This window comes from Haloarcula taiwanensis (assembly GCA_002844335.1).
GTDB classification, from domain to species: domain Archaea; phylum Halobacteriota; class Halobacteria; order Halobacteriales; family Haloarculaceae; genus Haloarcula; species Haloarcula taiwanensis.
This window is the reverse complement of sequence record CP019154.1, coordinates 1,679,343-1,699,735: the sequence shown is the minus strand read 5'-3', so window position 1 is coordinate 1,699,735 and position 20,393 is coordinate 1,679,343. Positions and strand designations below refer to the sequence as shown.

Annotated in this window: 24 protein-coding genes; 14 read left to right on the top strand and 10 right to left on the bottom strand. The window is 63.7% G+C overall.

Going from position 1 to position 20,393, the window contains the following annotated elements; genetic code table 11:
- The first annotated feature begins 81 nt into the window (after positions 1 to 81).
- On the top strand, positions 82 to 642 hold the full coding sequence (locus BVU17_08640) for a molybdenum cofactor biosynthesis protein B (GenBank protein ID AUG47579.1): 561 nt from the start codon (positions 82 to 84) through the stop codon (positions 640 to 642).
- A gap of 44 nt (positions 643 to 686) precedes the next feature.
- Positions 687 to 1,160: a molybdenum cofactor biosynthesis protein C gene (locus BVU17_08635; protein AUG47578.1), complete on the top strand. Its 474-nt coding sequence runs from the start codon at positions 687 to 689 to the stop codon at positions 1,158 to 1,160.
- A gap of 24 nt (positions 1,161 to 1,184) precedes the next feature.
- Here the strand turns inward: BVU17_08635 and BVU17_08630 are convergent, their stop codons facing one another.
- The 3 genes from BVU17_08630 to BVU17_08620 form a co-directional block, all read right to left on the bottom strand.
- Entirely contained in the window at positions 1,185 to 1,421 is a 237-nt protein-coding gene (locus BVU17_08630; protein ID AUG48877.1) for a hypothetical protein, read from the bottom strand.
- Positions 1,422 to 1,468: 47 nt separating this feature from the next.
- The gene (locus BVU17_08625; protein ID AUG47577.1) at positions 1,469 to 1,819 is read right to left on the bottom strand and encodes a hypothetical protein; all 351 of its coding nucleotides are present in this window, start codon (positions 1,817 to 1,819) and stop codon (positions 1,469 to 1,471) included.
- A 73-nt stretch (positions 1,820 to 1,892) separates the two neighbouring features.
- Positions 1,893 to 2,552: a hypothetical protein gene (locus BVU17_08620; protein AUG47576.1), complete on the bottom strand. Its 660-nt coding sequence runs from the start codon at positions 2,550 to 2,552 to the stop codon at positions 1,893 to 1,895.
- A gap of 165 nt (positions 2,553 to 2,717) precedes the next feature.
- Between BVU17_08620 and BVU17_08615 the strand changes: the two genes are divergently transcribed.
- Positions 2,718 to 3,545, top strand: a complete 828-nt coding sequence (locus tag BVU17_08615; GenBank protein ID AUG47575.1) for a molybdopterin synthase — start codon at positions 2,718 to 2,720, stop codon at positions 3,543 to 3,545.
- A 29-nt stretch (positions 3,546 to 3,574) separates the two neighbouring features.
- Here BVU17_08615 and BVU17_08610 read toward each other — a convergent pair whose 3' ends face one another.
- Together BVU17_08610 and BVU17_08605 are read right to left on the bottom strand one after the other, a co-directional pair.
- The gene (locus BVU17_08610; GenBank protein AUG47574.1) at positions 3,575 to 4,375 is read right to left on the bottom strand and encodes a sulfate ABC transporter permease; all 801 of its coding nucleotides are present in this window, start codon (positions 4,373 to 4,375) and stop codon (positions 3,575 to 3,577) included.
- On the bottom strand, positions 4,350 to 5,231 hold the full coding sequence (locus BVU17_08605) for an ABC transporter substrate-binding protein (protein ID AUG47573.1): 882 nt from the start codon (positions 5,229 to 5,231) through the stop codon (positions 4,350 to 4,352). Before BVU17_08605 ends, BVU17_08610 begins: the two co-directional genes overlap by 26 nt.
- 117 nt (positions 5,232 to 5,348) lie before the next feature.
- Here BVU17_08605 and BVU17_08600 point away from each other — a divergent pair, with 117 nt between their 5' ends.
- Together BVU17_08600 and BVU17_08595 are read left to right on the top strand one after the other, a co-directional pair.
- On the top strand, positions 5,349 to 6,785 hold the full coding sequence (locus BVU17_08600) for a phosphomethylpyrimidine synthase (protein ID AUG47572.1): 1,437 nt from the start codon (positions 5,349 to 5,351) through the stop codon (positions 6,783 to 6,785).
- 286 nt (positions 6,786 to 7,071) lie between these two features.
- Positions 7,072 to 7,896 (top strand): hypothetical protein, encoded by an 825-nt coding sequence (locus BVU17_08595; GenBank protein AUG47571.1) that lies wholly within the window; start codon positions 7,072 to 7,074, stop codon positions 7,894 to 7,896.
- A gap of 19 nt (positions 7,897 to 7,915) precedes the next feature.
- On the opposite strand, the gene BVU17_08590 is transcribed toward BVU17_08595, so the two are convergent.
- On the bottom strand, positions 7,916 to 8,485 hold the full coding sequence (locus BVU17_08590) for an NUDIX hydrolase (GenBank protein AUG47570.1): 570 nt from the start codon (positions 8,483 to 8,485) through the stop codon (positions 7,916 to 7,918).
- Between the two features lie 634 nt (positions 8,486 to 9,119).
- Between BVU17_08590 and BVU17_08585 the strand changes: the two genes are divergently transcribed.
- From BVU17_08585 to BVU17_08560, 6 genes are all read left to right on the top strand, one after another.
- Positions 9,120 to 9,305, top strand: a complete 186-nt coding sequence (locus BVU17_08585) for a DUF1918 domain-containing protein (GenBank protein AUG47569.1) — start codon at positions 9,120 to 9,122, stop codon at positions 9,303 to 9,305.
- 7 nt (positions 9,306 to 9,312) lie between these two features.
- Positions 9,313 to 9,738, top strand: coding sequence for a hypothetical protein (locus tag BVU17_08580; GenBank protein AUG47568.1), 426 nt, complete (start codon positions 9,313 to 9,315; stop codon positions 9,736 to 9,738).
- Positions 9,738 to 10,457, top strand: a complete 720-nt coding sequence (locus BVU17_08575) for a ribonuclease P (protein AUG47567.1) — start codon at positions 9,738 to 9,740, stop codon at positions 10,455 to 10,457. The genes BVU17_08580 and BVU17_08575 overlap by 1 nt, the downstream gene beginning before the upstream one ends.
- Positions 10,458 to 10,526: 69 nt before the next feature.
- A complete protein-coding gene (locus BVU17_08570) occupies positions 10,527 to 11,012 on the top strand; it encodes a ribonuclease P (GenBank protein AUG47566.1) in 486 nt (161 codons plus the stop codon).
- Between the two features lie 2 nt (positions 11,013 to 11,014).
- Positions 11,015 to 11,785, top strand: a complete 771-nt coding sequence (locus BVU17_08565) for a proteasome endopeptidase complex, archaeal, alpha subunit (protein ID AUG47565.1) — start codon at positions 11,015 to 11,017, stop codon at positions 11,783 to 11,785.
- An 87-nt stretch (positions 11,786 to 11,872) separates the two neighbouring features.
- Positions 11,873 to 12,598, top strand: a complete 726-nt coding sequence (locus BVU17_08560) for an rRNA metabolism protein (GenBank protein AUG47564.1) — start codon at positions 11,873 to 11,875, stop codon at positions 12,596 to 12,598.
- A gap of 15 nt (positions 12,599 to 12,613) precedes the next feature.
- On the opposite strand, the gene BVU17_08555 is transcribed toward BVU17_08560, so the two are convergent.
- Complete coding sequence (locus BVU17_08555) at positions 12,614 to 12,961, bottom strand: hypothetical protein (GenBank protein AUG47563.1); 348 nt, start codon at positions 12,959 to 12,961, stop codon at positions 12,614 to 12,616.
- A gap of 199 nt (positions 12,962 to 13,160) precedes the next feature.
- Here BVU17_08555 and BVU17_08550 point away from each other — a divergent pair, with 199 nt between their 5' ends.
- On the top strand, positions 13,161 to 15,356 hold the full coding sequence (locus BVU17_08550) for a catalase/peroxidase HPI (protein AUG47562.1): 2,196 nt from the start codon (positions 13,161 to 13,163) through the stop codon (positions 15,354 to 15,356).
- Positions 15,357 to 15,530: 174 nt separating this feature from the next.
- The gene (locus BVU17_08545) at positions 15,531 to 16,841 is read left to right on the top strand and encodes a GTPase HflX (GenBank protein AUG47561.1); all 1,311 of its coding nucleotides are present in this window, start codon (positions 15,531 to 15,533) and stop codon (positions 16,839 to 16,841) included.
- A 9-nt stretch (positions 16,842 to 16,850) separates the two neighbouring features.
- On the opposite strand, the gene BVU17_08540 is transcribed toward BVU17_08545, so the two are convergent.
- Genes BVU17_08540 through BVU17_08530 form a run of 3 tightly spaced genes read right to left on the bottom strand, consistent with a single transcriptional unit; the run spans position 16,851 to position 19,571 of the window.
- Complete coding sequence (locus BVU17_08540; protein AUG47560.1) at positions 16,851 to 18,293, bottom strand: bifunctional ADP-dependent (S)-NAD(P)H-hydrate dehydratase/NAD(P)H-hydrate epimerase; 1,443 nt, start codon at positions 18,291 to 18,293, stop codon at positions 16,851 to 16,853.
- A 40-nt stretch (positions 18,294 to 18,333) separates the two neighbouring features.
- On the bottom strand, positions 18,334 to 18,609 hold the full coding sequence (locus tag BVU17_08535; protein ID AUG47559.1) for an acylphosphatase: 276 nt from the start codon (positions 18,607 to 18,609) through the stop codon (positions 18,334 to 18,336).
- A 53-nt stretch (positions 18,610 to 18,662) separates the two neighbouring features.
- Positions 18,663 to 19,571: an 8-oxoguanine DNA glycosylase gene (locus tag BVU17_08530; GenBank protein AUG47558.1), complete on the bottom strand. Its 909-nt coding sequence runs from the start codon at positions 19,569 to 19,571 to the stop codon at positions 18,663 to 18,665.
- Between the two features lie 249 nt (positions 19,572 to 19,820).
- On the opposite strand from BVU17_08530, the gene BVU17_08525 reads away from it, so the two are divergent.
- A complete protein-coding gene (locus BVU17_08525; GenBank protein AUG47557.1) occupies positions 19,821 to 20,294 on the top strand; it encodes a hypothetical protein in 474 nt (157 codons plus the stop codon).
- Positions 20,295 to 20,393: the final 99 nt, after the last annotated feature.

Here is a 20,393-nt window from a genome sequence, read left to right as displayed (position 1 = left end):
TGTCGTGGACGCTGCTAGAGTTAGTGCGACCGCCGGCCACGCAGCCGAGGGTATATTTTGCCGCCGACTGTCATCCCTTGTATGGGACACGACCACGACGAGGACGCCAACGACAGCGAGGTGGGACACGACCACAGGGAACACACCCACGACGACCATCACGCCCACGACGCTGAAGGGGTTGAAATAGGCGTCCTCACCGTCTCGACCTCGCGAACGCTGGACGACGACCCAGCAGGTGACAGCATCGCTGCGGCCTGCGAAGCCGCGGGCCACGAGATCGCCGAGCGTCGGCTCGTCGCAGACGAGATGGACGCTATCGAAGACGCCGTTGCCAGCCTGCTGGATGACGGGGTCGACGTGGTTCTGACGACCGGCGGGACTGGTCTCACGCCCGACGACGTGACTGTCGACGCCATCGAACCGCTGTTTGACCGGCCGATTCCCGGCTTCGGCGAACTGTTCCGCTGGCTCTCCTACGAGGAAGTCGGGCCGATGGCGATGGCCTCGCGGGCGACCGCCGGCATCGTCGACGACCGGCTGGTGTTCTGTCTCCCCGGCAGCGAGAACGCCGCTCGGACGGGCGCGGAGCGACTCGTCGCGCCCGCTGTGGGCCACCTGCTGGGGCTCGTCCGCCGGTAGCACGGACCCGCACGGTTTTGGGCCGGCATCGGCTACAGGGAGGTATGCCCGAGGAGTTCACGCACGTCGACGAGGAGGGGGACGCACAGATGGTTGATGTGGGCGATAAGGCCGAGAGCCAGCGCCGCGCAGTCGCGCGCGGACAGATTCGGCTCACCGAGTCCACGCTGGCGGCCATCGACGCCGACGAGGTGGAGAAAGGCGACGTGCTGACGACGGCCCGCATCGGCGCGATTCAGGCGGTGAAACACACGTGGGAGACGGTGCCGATGTGCCACCAGATCCCCATCACGAACGTCGAAGTCGAGTTCACCGTCGGCGACGAGGCCGTCGAACTCACGGTTGCCGTCGAGACAGTCGGCAAAACCGGCTGCGAGATGGAAGCGCTGGAGGGCGTGACGACCGGCCTCAACGTCGTCTGGGATATGGTGAAGGCAAACGAGAAAGACGCCGACGGCGAGTACCCGACCACGGCCATCGAAGACATCCGTGTCGTCGAGAAAACCGTCGAGCGGTAAGCCCTGCGAGGCGGACCGCCCCGGTTACTCACTCCGGGACGCCGGCTGTACGTACACCGTCGCCGGGCTCTGGATGACGACGGCCCGGCCGGCGAACTCGAAGGACACCGTCAGGTCGCTGTCCGGCACGGGGAACAGCGCCTCCAGAACGTCCCCGTCGACGGTGTCCGCCAGCGGCGGCAGGTCGAGGGGGTCGCAGTCGTTCGCTGTCGAGACGGCCCGGACGACGACGCCGGTGACCGAGTCGTACGGCTCGGTCATCGCGTCCACGATTTCGTTATTGTCTGTGCTATCGACCATCGTCTCCGTCAGTCGCTCACCTGTTGGGTTTCAGTACCTTGGGCCGTGGTCACCGGCGCGGTCGTGATGGCTCCGACGGGGAGCTGGTACGCGAGTGTCGTCTCCCGGACGGTGCCCTGGTCGCGGCTCCAGACGATGAGCCCCGCGGCGTTGAGCTTCGGGAGGTGGACGTGGTGCAACTGGACGCGCGCCCGGCCGACCGCGGTGTCGTCGTCGCCGTCGACTGCGAGGTGTCCGGCCACGTCGTCTATCGTCACCTGGCCGTCCTCGTCGACCAGGAAGCTCAGGATGGCCCGCCGTTCGTCGTTCGCCAGGCAATCGAAGACCGAACTCCAGTTCAGCGTCTCTCTCTTGGACATCTGTTCTGAGGAACGTCCCGGAAGGGTAAGGCACTATTACCTGTTATATCACCCATTTATATGTCGACGCCTGTTATCGCTCCCATTTCGGCGAGTCGAACATCACTGAGTGGAGTACCTTGTTGGTCGCGCGGCGGATGCTCTCCGAGACCGACTGCTCCGAGATACCGAGTTCCGCCCCGAGTTCGCCCAGCGTCGTGCCACGCGGCACCTCGAAGTAGCCCGATTCGACGGCCAGGACCAGCGCCCGCCGCTGTGAGTCGGTCAGGTCGAACATATACCCGCCGTCGTACTCCTCCGCGAGCGTGTACACGCGGTCCAGCTGGAACACGATGTCGTGGTCCGTACAGAAGTTGTGGAAGTCCGTGAGCCCGCTGTGGTCGTCGAACCGGATACGGAAGAACCACTCGACGTTGCCTCTGGCCTCCAGAATCGTGGCGTTCGTCTCCGCCATGCCGTAGATGAGACTCTCCACGTCCTCGGCCCATTCGACGCGGTAGAGGGCGCTTTCCCCGATGCGGTCGAGCGAGCGCAGTGCTTGGACGTACGTACTCGACTCGACAGCGACTTCGAACTCGTCGAACGCCCCGCCGTGGACCCAGATGTACGGCATCACCCGCCCCGAGGCGGGCACCACCCGCTCCATCTCCACGTGCGTGTTGTCGCCCCTCGCCAGCACCTTCCCGAGAATGAACTCGTCCGAGTCGATTGTGAACTCGGCCACGACAGTCATAGCGTCGCTACTCTCCGGTAGGTAATCAATATAGAGTACGACCACCCGCGGCATGCCCCCGTCGGACTGGTAGGAGCCGGGTACCGCGTCGGCTACTGCCGAGCGGTAGACACGGCCCCGCGGTCAGGAACAAGGCCTATCTACGTTCCTGTGTTAGAGGCGCGCATGCACGTGCTGGGAATCGTCGGCCACTCCGAGTCGGGGAAGACCACGCTGGTAGAGCGGCTGACACAGCGGCTCTCCGAGACCGGACGTGTCGCGACGGTGAAACACTGTACGCACCCGCCGGATGTCGACACGGACGGGAAGGACACGGCTCGTCACCGCGACGCCGGGGCGGCCGAAACGGTCGCACTCACTGACGACGGCGAGTGGTACGCGACGGGCGAGTCACGGACGCTCACAGAGACGCTGGACGCCCTTGCGCCCGACTACGACTACGCGCTCGTCGAGGGGTACTCGGACGCGGCGGTACCGAAGGTGGTCCTCGGCGACCGCGAGGCCGCCGATCCCGTCCTCCACCGCGCGCCCCACGGCGCGGACGCTGACCTCGACGACATCGTCACGGCGCTGGAGGAACGGGACCCATACATCACGCTGGAAACACTCGTCGCGGATGTCAAGCGGGACCCAGACGAAGTTTACTCTGGCGCGATTGCGACCTTCACCGGGCGCGTCCGCGCACAGGAGGGGCCGGAGGACCCGCCGACGGAACTGCTAGAGTTCGAGCGCTACGACGAGGTCGCCGCCGAGAAGATGGCCGCGCTCCGGCGGGACCTCGAAGAACGCGACGGCGTCTATGCGGTCCGTTTACACCACAAGACCGGCGTGGTCGAGGCCGGCGAGGACATCGTCTTCGTCGTCATCCTGGCCGGCCACCGCGGCGAGGCGTTCCGTGCAGTCGAGGACGGCATCAACCGCCTCAAGGAGGAAGTGCCGCTGTTCAAGAAGGAAGTCACCGTCGACGAGGAGTTCTGGGCCCACGAGCGGTAAGTCGGCGTTCTTTTCGCGTTGCCGGCCCGCTACCGCCACGGCGTCGCCCGGAGCGCGTGGACCACCAGCAGCGTTCCGAGCGCGACGCCCAGCAGGACGACCGCCACCGGCAGCGCCGCGTCCAACCCGTCCGAAATAAACGAGGCCCATATCTGGACGGGGAGCGTCCGCGGGTAGTACGCCAGCATCATCGTCGCGCCGAACTCGCCCATCGCGCGGGCAAACGTCAGGACGAGGCCGGCGAGTAGCCCGGGCTTTGCGAGTGGGACCGTCACCGAGCGCATCGTCCCAACCCAGTCGCGCCCGAGTGACCGTGAGGCTTCTTCGAGCCGGTCATCAATGCCATCGAAGGCGGCTTTGGCAGTGACGACGAAAAACGGCGACGCGACGAACGTTTGGGCGGCGATGACGCCAAGTAGCGACCGCGTCACCGTCAGGTCGGTGAGACCGCCGAGTCCGTTCGGGCCGACGACTGTCAACAGCAACATCCCGCTGACGACTGGCGGGAGGACGAGCGGGAGGACGACGGCACCCATCGCGACGGTCGCCAGCACACTCGTGGTCCGCGAGAGCCAGTAGGCCAGTGGCAGGCCGAACACGACAGCGATGACTGTACTGCCGAGTGCGGCAACGAGAGACGTGACTGCGGCGTTGATGACGTACGTCTCTGTCAGACTCGTCAGCAGCGCCGTCGGGGAGTACGTGAGAACGAGCACGAGCACTGGAACGACGAAATACAGGAGCAGCACCGCTCCCAGAACGGGAACGAGCTCGCGCACGCCGACCGTATGGCCGGCTCTGGTCTCACCGCGTGACAGTGCTCGGGACATCTCCCACCAGTCGAGGATACGCCTGACGGACGGTAAATCCGTGTGGTGCGAGCCAGTCTCCGGACAGGACTGCCTCGAAGGCTGTACGCGCCGGTTCTGCAGCAGCACGGCGGACAGCCCCGTACTCGATAGGGCTGCCAGTGAGTATCGTGCCGTTCGGCAGTTCGTAGGTGGCGGCCTGATACTGTTCGGCCTGCGCGGGGTCACCGAGGTGTATCTCCGGCGGGAACTCTCGGAACGGGTAGTCGCGTTCGACCGCCATGCTCCGGTAGACGAAGGCGGCGTCGACGGCCCCCGTCTCGAACTGCGCGAGCAGTTGTGTCTCGGGGTACGTCTGGTCCGGCGAAAGGATAGCATTGGACAGGTCGGGCTCGTCGTAATAGTCCGCCGCGAGGGCCAGCACGAACAGCGTTCGATAGCCAAGCGGGTCGAGCGACGGGTCGGTGCGGCCGAGCGAGACGCTGTCGCGTCTAAGCGGGGCATACCACGGCTCTGCGTCCGCGATGCGCGTCCCGTCGGTCGTTTCTGGGTTGTACGCAAGCACCATCTCGTTGCCGGCGATCACTGCGTGCCAGGCAGTGTCCATGACTCGGCTGAACAGGGTCGGGTCCGCTAGGGCGACAATAGCGGGGTCTCGTTTCCCGTCGGCAACGAGACGAGCAGCCTGTACTGATCCGCGGGCTTCGACGGCCAGCTCGATGTCTGTCTGGCCCTGGAGCGTCTCACTGGCCGCGTTCTGCAGACTCCCCGCGACCAGCACGTCCACTCGCCCTCGACCGAACGCCCCGCAGCCTGCAGTTGCGGCGATACCACTTCCCAGTGCCGCAAGCACTGCACGCCGGGTACGTCGGGCCATTATTCGGTCATTTCTTGTTCGGGTACATCTGTGTTGGGGTTGTTCCCAGTATTGACAGGGCGCCTTTCACATTTTTGACCACGGTGTTTTATAACTAAGTAGTATAACCTAGTAATCATGACGCAGATGGAAGCAGCGCAGAACGGGACCGTCACGGAGGAGATGGAGCGAGTCGCCGAACGCGAGAACGTCGACCCGGCGTTCGTCCGACAGCAAGTCGCTGACGGACAGGCGGTGATTCCCGCGAACGTCGGCCACGACGCGCTGGACCCGATGATTATCGGCCGGGAGTTTGCGACGAAAGTCAACGCAAACATCGGCAACAGCGAGGAGACAAGCGACATCGAGGGCGAACTGGAGAAGCTACACACGGCTGTCCACTACGGCGCGGACACGGTGATGGACCTCTCGACCGGGAGCAACCTTGACGAGATACGGTCGGCCAACGTCGAGCACTCGCCGGTCCCCATTGGAACAGTACCCATCTACGAGGCGGTCAAGCGCGCCAGCGACCCGGGTGAGATTACCCACGAACTGCTGCTCGATGTCATCGAGAAGCAGGCGAAACAAGGTGTCGACTACATGACCATCCACGCTGGCGTCCGGATGGAACACCTGCCGCTGACCGACGGCCGCAAAACGGGGATTGTCTCTCGCGGCGGGTCCATCCTGGCGAAGTGGATCGAGGAGAACGGCATGGAGAACCCGCTGTACACGAAATTCGAGGAGATTTGCGAGATATTCCGCGAGTACGACGTGACCTTCAGCCTCGGCGACGGGCTCCGGCCGGGCTGTCTCGCTGACGCCGGCGACGACGCACAGTTCGCCGAACTGGACACGCTCGGCGACCTCACGCGGACCGCCTGGGAACACGATGTGCAGGTGATGGTCGAGGGACCGGGCCACGTCCCGATGGACCAGATCACAGAGCAGGTCGAACGCCAGCAGAACGTCTGTGACGGCGCGCCGTTCTACGTCCTCGGCCCGCTCGTGACCGACGTTGCGCCGGGCTACGACCATATCACGAGCGCCATCGGCGCGACGGAGGCGGCCCGCGCCGGCGCGGCGATGCTCTGTTACGTAACTCCCAAAGAGCACCTCGGGCTCCCGCAGAAAGCCGATGTGCGGGACGGACTCGCGGCTTATCGCATCGCCGCTCACGCCGCCGACGTGGCAAACGGCCGCGAGGGCGCACAGGACTGGGACGACGCGCTCTCGGAGGCCCGCTACGCCTTTGACTGGCGCGAACAGTTCGAGTTAGCGCTGGATCCCGACCGCGCCCGCGAGTACCACGACCAGACGCTCCCCGGTGACAACTACAAGGAGGCGCGTTTCTGCTCGATGTGTGGCGCGGAGTTCTGTTCGATGCGCATCGACCAGGACGCGCGGTCCGGCGGCGAGATGGAGTCGCTAGACGCCGACGACCGGACGACTCTCGAAGACACGTCAGCGGCAGCGGTAAACCGACCGCCCGTCGGTACCCACGACGAGGCGGATATTCCCGGCTCTGACGCCGACACCGGCTCTGATACCGGCGAGCATGCCGACGATTAGCACGGCGATAGTTCTTTATAATCGGTGTTCGTTTGTTGAAATGATGCAAAAGAAAGTCATCGCCCTCGTCGCGGTCGCGGCGCTTGCCCTCGTGTACGTTGTCAAGCGGTAAGGCTGCCTAACTCGGCTGTATCGCCCTCTAAACCTACTGTCGGCCGCCCTGCCCACTGGTCCCCAACGGCGTCGTATGAGGGGGCCCGACGGTCGGCAGTATTCTCTCAGTTGTTTCGTCGGCAGTGCCGTCGCTTTCCGAACCCTTACCCGGTGAACCGCCGTACCAGCGTGTATGTACGGCGTCGTCACCCGTAACGAGGAGGAGACGGAGTGGTCCGAGTTCGACCGGGCGTTCTACGAGGTCAAGGACGTGACCGGCCGCGCTGTCGAACCGATTGCGGGCGCGGTCAACATGGTGTCCTGTTTTGGCGACAACGCGGTCGAGAGCGAGGAGGACCTGCTCGCGTTCGACGACGAAGGAACGCCGGCGACACGGAATCAGCCCTACTTCGACTGGACGTACGTCTGTCCGACCCACGACCGCTACCGCGAGGGACTGCTCGACATCATCGAGGAGGCGGCAACTGTCAACGAGGATGTCCGCCTCGACGATGTGGGCTTCCCCCGGGACGAGTACTGCCACTGCGACCGGTGCGAGCGGCGCTTCGCCGAGAGCGACTTTGATGACTGGTCGGCCTGGCGCACGAACGTCATCACGGAGTTCGTTGCCGAGGCCCGCAAGCGCGTACCCGGTGAGATGTACCTCACGCTGTATCCGGACCCCTATCCCGGCCATCTCGAAGCCCGCTCCGGCGTTGCTGTCGACGACATCGCTGAGTACGTCGACGAGTACGTCGTCCCCATCTACGACATGGCGTACTCGACGACTTACTGGCTGGAGATTCTCGCGAAAGGCTGGCAGGACCGCCTCTCGACCCCGTTTAGCATCGAGCTATACGCCGTCGACGTGGACGTTGACGACCTCTCGAAGGCTGTCGAGGTGGCTGACGAGTACGCCGAGAGCGTGCTGTTCGGGTACGACGCCAGCAATGCCCGCGCGACCATCCGGCGGATGAACGCCGATGCCCGCGAGGGACAGTCTTTCGGGCCGGAGTAGCGGGTTCAATCTCGACGGATTACGCCCCGTCGCCGAACCGCTGTCCGCGCCACTGCAGAATCTCCTCGCGGTCGCGCGTGTCGGCCGGCAGTTCGTCGAACCACCGGGCCTCACTGATTTCGTGGTCCGGGTCGTCGACGGCGATGCTGGTTGTCTCCGCTCTCGCCTCGTACACCGGTAGGACGCCCCAGGCCATGTTGCCGTCACAGTAGAACTCGACTCGTCCGAGCATCGCCAGTCCCTCAATTGTCGCTTCAATGCCGCTCTCCTCGTTTAATTCCCGCAGTGCAGCCTCCTGAAACGATTCGCTGGCGTCGAGTTCACCGCCGGGCAGAACCCACATGTCGACACCCTCGTGGCGGACAAGCAGTAGTTCGCCAGTGGGTCGGTAGGTGAGCGCGTGCGCGCCGTAGGGCGCACCGTGGTCCCGGGCGACGGTGGCCACGTCTCGAAACCGGTTCCGCGGGACGTTCCGATGGCGCGTGAACTCGACGAAATCCGTGTAGCGCTTCCGGAGGTCGTGATACGTCTGCTCGGCCGTTTGACAGGCTCCGTCGGAGAGGTACCACAGGTCGTCGACGCTCGTCATCTGTGTCCTATCTGTGTCTGACACCTCGACGAAACAACCGTCTCGATGGGGGAAGGCGGTGGGCTGACCATGTCGATTGATAGTTTAGAGAGTCCCATAACAGTTGTTGTGACAGATGGGCTGTCGTGGCTTCTCCCGGGCGATTCCGCCGCTGTATCCAATGCGCTGCTATCAATAAATAGACATATTATTTCGGGTACATGTTGGGCTGACTCAGCCGAAGCGAAACACGGGAAGCGGTCCGAACAATGATAGCCACGCTCCCGTGTAGCAGGAACTCTTTGGCTGTTGTGACGACCTGACGGGTCGTTCTACCCACTCGATCTGTACGCCTTTGCGTTCCGTCAATCACGGAACGCACGCCAATGTGGAACTCCTGTCCACTTAATTCTATTTATCTAAGTAAATATTTAGACTGGTCTAATCTCGCTCATTTCGTAACGGAAGCGATAGAACCCAATCGAGGCGGTCGTCTCTTGTGGCCACACCGCCTACCCTACGTCCGACCGAGTTTTGTCGCCGTCCCGATTGGTTCAAACAGGACGTATCACGGTACACTTCCGACCACGTCCGCGGCTGAGTCGAGCAAACCCGAATCAGTCCCTTTTTGACGAGCCACCGAGTACCGCACGGTATGGCATTCGAAGAGGACGACAGCGTTATTCTCCACGACGAGCACAGCGACTACGACGGCGAGGAAGGCACTATCACGCAGGTCGTCGAGACGATGTTCGGCGACGCCAACTACACGGTTTCCTTCGAGGACGGGCAGGAGCAGGGCGTCCCCGAAGACAACCTCGAAGCCGCTGAGGACGAGTAGGGCCTCGATGTCGTCGGTTCCGTTCCACTACGTCGACCTTCGGACCTTTTGCTACGCGACGGAGGACGACAAACGTGTCGAGCAAGCGCTCCGAACGTTCCTGCCTGAGGACTACCCTATCGAGCGCGCACAGAGCGAGGGACACTACGGCGACCGTATCATCGTCCTCTCGGCTCGCGTCGAGAACGCCGACGATATCCGGCATGTGCTCACGCAGGTCGCGTCAGCGCCGGACATCGACGCGGTGCGTGCGGAACTGGACGACCGGGTCGACGACAACTGTTCGTTTTTCCTCACCTTCGATAAACAGGCCGCGTTCGGTGGCGACGTCGAGCGTGGCGACGGCATCACGCTCCGGGCGAAAGTCGAGGCTTACCCCGCAAAGCGGGAGAAAGCCGTCGCTAACGCCCGCGAACTCTTAGAGGAGTTGTGATGTACGAGGCCGTCTACGCCCACCCTGACGGTGACAGTACCGTCGCCCGGCACGCGCTGACGGCCGCCGATTCGGGCTACGACGGTATCGTCGTCAGGAACCACGGCGACAAGCCAGCTGAGTACGAGGCTGACGCTATCAGTGACGCGTACGGCGTCGATGTCGCGGCCGGCGTCGAAGTCCGGGCGGACGACCCCTCACGAGCGAGTGGGTTCGTCGGGAACTACCGAAGCGACCGGACGGTCGTCGTCGTCCACGGCGGCGACCGCCGCATCAATCGGTTCGCTGTCGAGCAACCGACCGTCGACGTGCTTGCCCACCCGATGCGAGGGGACGGCGACTTCAACCACGTTTTGGCGAACGCGGCGGCCGACAACGGCGTCCGCGTCGAGTTCGACTTCGGCCCGGTGCTCCGGGCCTCCGGCGGCACTCGCGTCCGGGCTATCAAGGAACTCCGGAAGCTCAGGGAACTGGTCGAGGACGCCGGCGGACCTTTCGTCGTCTCGGCGTCGCCGAGCAACCATCTCCAGATTCGCGCACCGCGGGACCTCATCGCGGTCGGGGAGACCATCGGCTTCGACGCCGACACCGTCCGCGAGGGACTGGCGGAGTGGGGCCGAGTCGCGGAGCGCAACCGCGGGCGCCAGAGCGACGCCGTCATCGAGCCGGGCGTTCGGATGGCAGACGACGCAAACGATGCCGACGGTGGCGAGCAGTAGCTCTGCTACCGCCACCCTGACTGGTCAGCACACCGCACCGCTCATTGTGCTTCGTTCCAACGCTTGTGTATGAAACACCTCCCGAAACACCTCCGGCCCCGGTGGCGGTATCTCGCCGTTGCCATCGAGACCTGGCCGGATGCCGCCTTGGACCGCCGGGCGTTCCAGCGCGAGGTGTGGTACGCCGCCCAGAACCTGCTGGGCGACACCGGCAGCGCCGAGACGGATATGACCGTTCTCCAGTTCCACGACTACGACGGCACGGCCGAGGCCATCGTCCGGACCAGACGCGGCCAGACGGACCCGGCACGGGCCGCACTGACCTGCCTGAACACCGTCGACGACCACGAGGTTCGGGTCCGCATCCGGGGGATTAGCGGCACCGTCCGCGCCTGTGAAGAAAAGTATATACGCGGGCCGCCGGAAGCCACTGAACAGAGACACGTCGTGTTCGAGAACGCAGACCGGAGCGCTACCGTTCGGCCGCCACGCTACGACGTCGAAACGGCCTCCGATGGCGCGTTCGTCGGCGCGACAGCACTCGATTTCCGATAACTATGCAGGGACAAAACCAACAGCAGGCCTACGACCGCGGGATTACTATCTTCTCCCCGGACGGACGCCTCTACCAGGTCGAGTACGCCCGCGAAGCGGTCAAACGCGGCACAGCAAGCATCGGCGTCAGAACGAGCGACGGCGTCGTTCTCGCCGTGGACAAGCGCATCCGGTCGCCGCTGATGGAGCGCTCCTCGGTCGAGAAAATCCACAAGGCCGACGACCATATCGGCATCGCCTCGGCCGGCCACGTCGCCGACGCCCGACAGCTCATCGACTTCGCCCGCCGACAGGCGCAGGTGAACCAGCTGCGCTACGGCGAGCCGGTCGGCGTCGAAACCCTCACCAAGGAAATCACCGACTACATCCAGCAGTACACGCAGGTCGGCGGCGCGCGCCCGTTCGGTGTCGCGCTCATCATCGGCGGCATCGTCAACGGCGAGCCCCGCCTGTTCGAGACCGACCCCTCTGGCACACCCTACGAGTGGAAGGCCCTCGCCGTCGGGGCCGACCGCGGCGACATCCGGGACTACCTCGAAGAGCACTACGACGAAGGGATGGACCTCGATGAGGGCGTCGACCTCGCACTGGCCGCGCTCGCGTCGGTCAATGACGACGAACTCACGCCGGAAGGCATCGGCGTCGCCACGGTTGACGTCGAAACGGAGACGTTCGGCCAGCTGACCGACGAGGAGAAGGAGACCCATCTCGCGGAGGCCGACTTGCTCGACACTGGCGACGACGAGGACGACGAAGACACCGAAGAAGAGTAACGCTTCCGACAGCCTTCGGGGCGGCTCGGCTCTTTTCTGTCCGACCACGCAGTAAGGCCTTTAAGTGGTCCACTGCTACCGATGGGTATGATATCGCTTGACGAGGCGGTGACGGCGCGCCTCGAATCCCACGGCCAGCGGTTCGAGGTACTGGTGGAACCGGACGCTGCGCTAGCGATAAAACGCGATGACTTCGACGGTGACCTCGAAGACGTTATCGCCGCGGAGGACGTGTTCGAGGACGCCTCTCGGGGTGACCGACCGCCCGAGAACATGCTCGAAGAGGTGTTCGACACCACGGACCCGATGGCCATCATCCCCGAGGTCATCAAGCGAGGGGAGATTCAGATCACGGCCGACCAGCGCCGCGAGATGCAGGAGCAAAAGCACAAACAGCTCATCCAGCGCATCACGCGCAACGCGGTCAACCCCCAGATGGACGACGCGCCACACCCGCCGGAACGCATCGAGTCGGCCCTCGAAGAGACCGACTTCAGGGTCGACCCGATGGAGCCCGTCGAGGCACAGGTTGACGACGCCCTCGATGCACTCCGGCCGGTCATTCCGATCCGGTTCGACGAGGTCACCGTCGCGGTGCAGGTCCCCGCAGACTACGCCGGGAGCGCACAGGCACAGATCCGGCAGTTCGGCGACCTCGAACGCGAGGAGTGGCAGTCAGACGGCTCGTGGGTCGGCGTGCTGACGTTCCCGGCCGGTCTCCAGAACGACTTCTACGACGTGGTAAACGAACACACAAGCGGCGAGGCGGAGACCCGAATCATCAAAGACGAAGACGACATCAGTACGCGCTAACGCCGCGGCGTCGCGTTACCCTTTCTTGAAGCCGACGAGAAAGCCGGCCGTGAAACCAGCGCTGACCGGCAGGGCCGAGAGCAGCGACGTGACCCAAGACGGCGGTTGTGTCGCTGCCGCGTTCCCGGCAGTCCCAGTCGCGTTCTGTGCGGCTCCGCCTATCGCGTTCCAGTTCACTTCGAGGATTCCGCGTGTCTCGAGGAACTTGAACAGCGCCAGTTCGATGCCGACGATGACGGCAATGAGCTTTGCGACCTTCTTGGCAGCGAACCCGATGATTCCGCCGATAAGGCCGCCGCCACCGAATTCGAGGCCCATCTGCTGGAGGCCCAACCCGTCTAGTTGGAGTACGAACTCACCCATACCGCGTACCTGACCGTCTGCTTTTAAATCCTTTGTGCTCGCCTCTGTCTCTGCTTATATCCGAGTGTGTCAGAAAGAAATAGTTTTTCTGCTGCCTGGGTTACCCGAAGAATTCAGGGAATTATTTTCGACACGGTACTATTTCTTTACTCATATCCAAAGATTTGTATCCGAGGGACGAATCCTTCTTACTGTTAAGATGGCAGAAACACCGAATTCCGATATGAGCGGTGCCGCAGGCGGACGTTCGAAGCGACCGAAATCTAACCAGGATTGGTGGCCAAACAAGCTCAATCTGGAGATCCTCGACCAGAACGCTCGGGACGTCGGCCCGATGGAAGACGACTTTGATTACGCCGAGGAGTTCCAGAAGCTCGACCTCGAAGCGGTGAAGTCGGATCTCGAAGAGCTGATGACCTCCTCACAGGACTGGTGGCCGGCTGACTACGGTCACTACGGCCCGCTGTTCATCCGGATGGCCTGGCACAGCGCGGGGACGTACCGGACTGCCGACGGTCGCGGCGGCGCGGCTGGCGGTCGACAGCGCTTTGCACCTATCAACAGCTGGCCGGACAACGCGAACCTCGACAAGGCACGGCGGCTGCTCCTCCCAATCAAGCAAAAATACGGCAAAAAGATCTCGTGGGCTGACCTGATGATTCTCGCAGGGAACGTCGCCATCGAGTCGATGGGATTCAAGACGTTCGGCTACGCTGGCGGCCGCGAAGACGCCTTCGAGGAGGACAAGGCTGTCAACTGGGGGCCAGAAGACGAGATGGAAACCCAGGAGCGCTTCGACGAGCCCGGTGAAATCGAGGAAGGGCTCGGCGCATCCGTGATGGGCCTCATCTACGTGAATCCGGAAGGGCCAAACGGTAACCCGGACCCGGAAGCGTCGGCGAAGAACATCCGCCAGACGTTCGACCGGATGGCGATGAACGACAAGGAGACAGCCGCACTCATCGCCGGTGGACACACGTTCGGCAAAGTCCACGGTGCTGACGATCCCGAAGAGAATCTCGGTCCCGAACCCGAAGCAGCCCCCATCGAGCAACAGGGTCTTGGCTGGCAAAACGAGAACGGGAACAGCAAGGGCGGCGAGATGATCACGAGCGGTATCGAAGGGCCGTGGACCCAGTCGCCGACCGAGTGGGATATGGGATACATCAACAACCTGCTCGACTACGAGTGGGAGCCGGAGAAGGGCCCCGGCGGCGCGTGGCAGTGGGCTCCGAAGAGCGAGGAGCTGAAAAACAGCGTCCCGGACGCCCACGACCCGGACGAGAAGCAGACGCCGATGATGCTCACGACGGACATCGCCCTGAAGCGAGATCCGGATTACCGGGAGATCATGGAAACCTTCCAGGAAAACCCGATGGAGTTCGGGATGAACTTCGCGAAGGCCTGGTACAAGCTTACCCACCGCGACATGGGCCCGCCCGAGCGGTTCCTCGGACCGGAGGTTCCGGACGAGGAGATGATCTGGCAGGACCCGCTCCCGGACGCCGACTACGACCTCATCGGTGACGAAGAGGTCGCCGAGCTCAAAGCAGAAATCCTCGACTCGGACCTCTCTATCTCCCAGCTCGTCAAGACCGCGTGGGCATCGGCGTCGACCTACCGCGACAGCGACAAGCGCGGCGGGGCCAACGGCGCGCGAATCCGCCTCGAACCCCAGAAGAACTGGGAAGTCAACGAGCCCGAACAGTTGGAGACGGTCCTCACCACGCTCGAAGGCATCCAAGAGGAATTCAACGGCGCTCGGGACGACGACACGCGTGTCTCGCTGGCCGACCTCATCGTCCTCGGTGGCAACGCGGCCGTCGAGCAGGCGGCAGCCGACGCCGGCTACAACGTCGAGGTTCCGTTCGAACCCGGGCGAGTGGATGCCGGGCCGGAACACACCGATGCCGCCTCCTTCGACGCTCTCAAACCGACGGTCGACGGGGCTCGAAACTACATCCAGGACGACATCACGCGACCGGCCGAAGAAGTGATGGTCGACAACGCGGACCTGCTGAACCTCACGGCGTCGGAACTGACGGCTCTGATCGGCGGGATGCGCTCCATCGGTGCGAACCACGGGGACACCGACCTCGGCGTCCTCACCAACGAGCCGGGGACGCTGACCAACGACTTCTTCGTGAACCTGCTCGACATGGGCACGGAGTGGGAGCCGGCAGCGGACTCCGAACATGTCTACAAGGGTCTCGACCGCGACACTGGCGAGGTCAAGTGGGAAGCTACACGCATTGACCTCATCTTCGGCTCGAATGACCGACTGCGAGCCATCTCGGAAGTTTACGGCTCTGCCGACGCGGAGGAGAAGCTCGTCCATGACTTCGTGGACACGTGGAGCAAGGTCATGAAGCTCGACCGCTTCGACCTCGAATAGGCCAGCGCAACGCCACTGCCGTGGTGGCTATCGCGAGCCGGGGGCTCCCATCTCAGCTACCGGTCGCTATTCACCCACGGAATCTGCCGTGTTACTGCCGAACTGCCGGCTCACTGGATGTTGCCGTGAACCGCCCGGGGGGTTAAATAATCGGACACCGTATCTTCACGACGAGTGACGGCGACACACACCACCGAACGAGCGGTCATCGCGAAACGCGTCGACAGTGGTACCGCTGATACGACGGAAATCCGGGACCTTGCCCGGGCGGCCGGGTACGATGTCGTCGGCGAGGTCACACAGACCAGAACGGAGGACCCGGCGTACCACCTCGGCGAGGGGAAAGTAACGCGGCTGAGCAACGTAGTCGCCCGCGAAGGGGCTGCCGTCGTCATCTTCGACAACCAGCTCGGGCCGTACCAGACATACAATATCGGGAACGAACTCCCCGAGCGGGTGCGTGTCATCGACCGCTTCCGGCTTATTCTCGAAATCTTCGGCCAGCGGGCCCAGACGCGGAAAGCACAGCTGCAGGTCGAACTCGCGGAGCTTCGGTACGAACTTCCGCGTGCCGAGGCCAAGGCCAGCCTCGCCAAACGCGACGAGCGTCCGGGATTTATGGGTCTCGGCGAGTACGACGAGTCCCGCGAAGAGGACATCAAAAAGCAGATCGCCAACATCCGGGATGAACTGGAATCCATCGAGGAGACCGAGCGACATCGCCGGGAACAGCGTCGGGAGTCCGGCTTCGACCTCGTCGCGCTGGCCGGCTACACCAATGCCGGGAAGTCGACGCTCCTGCGCCGCCTTGCCGACGACCTCGATGTCGACGAAAACGACGACCTCCACCCCGACCTCGACACGACGGCCGAGAGCGAAGACCGGCTGTTCACAACGCTCGGGACGACCACTCGCCGCGCCGAGGTCGGGAAGCGCGAGGTGCTGGTCACCGACACGGTGGGGTTCATTCAGGACCTCCCGCACTGGCTCGTCGAGTCGTTCAAGTCGACGCTGGGGTCGGTGTACCACGCTGACCTCGTCTTGCTTGTCGTCGACGTCTCGGAGTCTGTCGAGGAAATCCGGGAGAAACTGGTGACGAGCCACGATACGCTGTACGAGCGCAACGAGGCTCCCATCGTCACGGTCCTCAATAAGACCGACACGGTCGACGACGAAGAGGTCCGCCGCAAGAAGGACGCCCTTTCCTCGCTGGCCCCGAACCCCGTCGCCGTCAGCGCCAAACAGGGGCTCAACATCGATGACCTGGCCGAGCGCATCGACCACGAACTGCCGGACTACGAGCGCGAGCGGCTCGTCCTCCCGATGACCGACGACACGATGAGCCTCGTCTCGTGGATTCACGACCACGCCAGCGTCGAGACAGTCGATTACGGCGACCAGGTGGTCATCGAGTTCGAGGCGCGGCCGGCGATCATCGAGCAATCGCGGGCAAAAGCGGGGGAACTGGTCGGTGCGTCGGCCTGACTGCGGACGCTACGCTTCTGCTTCTTGCTGCCACAGTACGCTCGGTATCTCGTCTAGCAGGTCCGTTGCGACCAGCCCGTAGCCACGGTCGTCGACGACCCGGTCACCGACGCTGCCGACAGTGTAGGCAGCGATAGCGGCCGCATCAAGTGGGTCCTGACCGCAGGCGAGTGCGCCCGTCACACCCGCAAGCACGTCGCCGGTTCCGCCGACCGTCATCCCCGGATTGCCCGTCCGGCCGACGCGGGTCCGCTCGCCGTTGGAGACGATGTCGTACGGACCTTTGACCAGCAGCGTGTGTCCGATTTCCGCTGCGAAAGACTCCACGAGGTCTGCCCGTTCCCGCCAGTCCTCGGCTGTTTCACCCCCCATCCCGAGAAGTTCGCCCTGGTGGGGCGTGCAGATGAGTTCTGCGTCCGTCTCGACGTCCGGGACCACTGACAGCGCGTCGGCGTCGACGACGGCCGTTCCCTCGAACCCGGACAGCAGGTCCGCGACAGCATCCAGCGTCGCGTCGGTGTCTCCGAGCCCTGGCCCGAGAATCAGCGTGTCGTGGTCCGCCGCCAGCTCAGCAAGGCGGTCGACGTGCGGCGGCGCGAGGTGGTCCCCGTCGAACGGCCGCACGATGAGGTTCTCGCTGTAGGACTGGATTTCGCGCGCGACGACAGCGGGGCAGGCGACCCGGACGAGGTCGGCCCCGCCTCTGAGCGCGGCCTGTGCGCTGAGTGCCGGTGCACCGGTGTACGGGCCGCCGCCGACGACCAGCACCTCGCCGTTGTCGCCCTTGTGGCTCGCGGGGTCCCGTTCGAGGCGAGAGAGGTCGCCCCGCTCGACGAACAGCTCCGCCGCCTCTGGGATGCCGATGTCGGCGACGGTGACCGGCACGTCGAGGGCGGGGAGGCCCGGCTTGGTGTCGTGGAACGTGACGACGTGGTCGGGGTCGACGGCGTTGTCGGCCAGCCGTCCCGTCTCGGCGTCGAGGCCGGACGGCACATCCACCGAAAGAACGGTCGCGTCGCTCTCGTTCATTGCCTCGGCGGCCGTCGCCGCTGGCTCCCGGAGATCACCGGCGATACCTGTGCCAAGCATCGCGTCGATGACGATGTCGGGAGTGCCGAGGTTCAGTGCCGAGGAATCCCTGACCGTCTCTGTCGGATACTCGGCGTGCTGGAGGGCATCCCAGTTCTCCCTGGCAATCGTCGTCGAGATAGCACCCGGTCGGCCCAACAGGAGGACTCGGAGGTCGTAGTCGTCGAGAAAGCGGGCGGCGACGAGCGCGTCTCCACCGTTGTTTCCCCGTCCAGCGACGATGACGACCTGTTCGCCGGGGTCAGCGATGGTACGGATCGCCTGCGCGACGGCGTGACCGGACGACTCCATCAGCTGCTTGCGCGGGACGCCGAGCGCGGCGGCATTCTCATCAACGACACCCATTTCGGAGCCGGTGAGCATACCCGCGGGTTCGCCCGCCAGCGAAGTAACTCTACGGGACTTACCACTTGACCTCGAAGCCCTCGATGCCCTCGGGGTCCCCGTACTCGACTTCGACGCCGGTGACGTTCGCGCGTTCGCTCCCTTCGTGACAGAACTCGACCATCGCTTCCACGTCAGCTTCGGGGCCTTCGAACACCGCTTCGACGCGCCCATCGTCGAGGTTTCGGACCCACCCGTCGACGTCCCGGTCCTGTGCGCGTTCCCGCGTGGTCGCTCTGTAATAGACACCCTGAACACGACCGGAGACGAATACGTGTGCTCGCGTTCGAGCCATGGCCGAGAGTTTGCTGGCGGACTCCGTTATACTGTCGCCTTCCGCTACGCGTCTCACTCCTCGTTACTGCCCGTTCGGAGGTAATGGAACAGGTACGTCTGCGTGTAACCGGCGTACTCCCCACCCAGTGCGGCCCGGATTGCTCGCGACGTGTCAGCGTAGTTCCCCCGCTCACACTCCGGGTAATACTCCTCGATGGTCGTCCGAATCCAGGTGTCCAGTGGGACCGCTTCGAGGTAATCAAGCGAGAACAGCAACACGCAGTCCGCGACCTTGTCACCGACGCCGACAAAGCGGGTAAGCGACTCTCTGGCGTCCTCGTAGCTTAGTCCGACGGCTTCTTCGGGATGGGCTTCGCCAGTGGCGACCATCTCCGCGGTGCGCTGGACGTACGGCGCGCGATAGCCCAGTCCGAGGTCCCGGAGCCGCTCCTCTGTTGTCTCTGCCAGCGCGGACGGCGTCGGATAGGCGTTGTACGTCCGCCCGCCGAACTCGATTTCCTCGCCGAACGCGTCGCGGAGTGCCTGCTGCATACTGTGAATCCTCGCCACGCGCATCTGGGCCGAGCAGATGAACGAGATGAGGGCGCCAAACGGGGGGTCCTGAACGAGTCGCATCCCCCAGAACGTCTCATAGGCCGACTGGACCACGTCGTCGTCCGGTGCCGTCGCCCGAATCGCGTCGAGGTCGTCGTCAAGTCGAAGGAGTCGCCTGAGCGCCGTCTCAGCGTCGACTGTCGATTCCCATTCGAGCACCCCGTCTCGCTGCCGGACGCGGATGACCGCTGGTGACCCGTCTCGCTGGATTGTCGTCCAGTACCACGCGCCGCCGCCGGTTGCCCCGTCGCGCTGGTACATTTCGCCATCCTCTCGGTTCCAGAGGTAAGACTGTCCGCTCTCGACAGTTGCCTGCAAATCGATACCGCCGGCAAGCGACCCGACATCGATGACGCCCTGCTCCATTGTCCGAGTATACGGCCCCGGAGGTAATGGCGTTACGAGTTCTGTCCGCGCTGTGTTGGCACACACTCGCAACTCGGAAACCGCGGGTTGCTCGCATATCCCTGCGTTTCGTCGTCGTGATGTTTTGGAGTAGCCGTCTGTGTACCGCTTGATCGTCCGTTCCGTCTTGCTGACTCCTGATATCCGTGGCGTGTGGTACTCTCTGGGTCAGGGCTAACCTTCATTATATTGGGAAACAAACATACTACCATGAATTGCCGAGTTGTTGTCGAGGCCGCAGTCCCAGTGTACGACGTGGCATCTGCGGATGAGGCAGTTCGCATCGCCATCTCGAAGACGGGCGAGATGTTGAATCCTGACCTCAACTACGTCGAAATCAACATGGGAGACCGGCACTGTCCGCACTGCGGTGAGACACTGGAACCTGCCTTTCTCGCAGCCGACGAGAGTCTCGTCGCACTCGAACTGGAGATGACTGTGTTCAACGTCGAACGGGACGAACACGCCGCCCGGATCGCCCGCAAGGAGATCGGGCAGCGGCTGGAGAACATCCCGCTCGACGTGCTGGAAATCGAGGAGATTCCAGAGGAGTCCGACGAGACGACTGAAGACGAGTCCTCGTCCGCGGAACCGGCAGCCGAATCCGGCGACCTGCCATCGGACCAGTCCGGAGACGAATCGGACGACGTGTTACCCGAGTTCGAGGAATTAATCGACGAGTAAGTCTGGCTTCCGAGCAGCGGAGTGCGCGACACTCTCGGCGTATTGTAACTCAAGCATATCTCTGATAGCGGTTATACAGTCACTAGCCGCAGTGCTCGT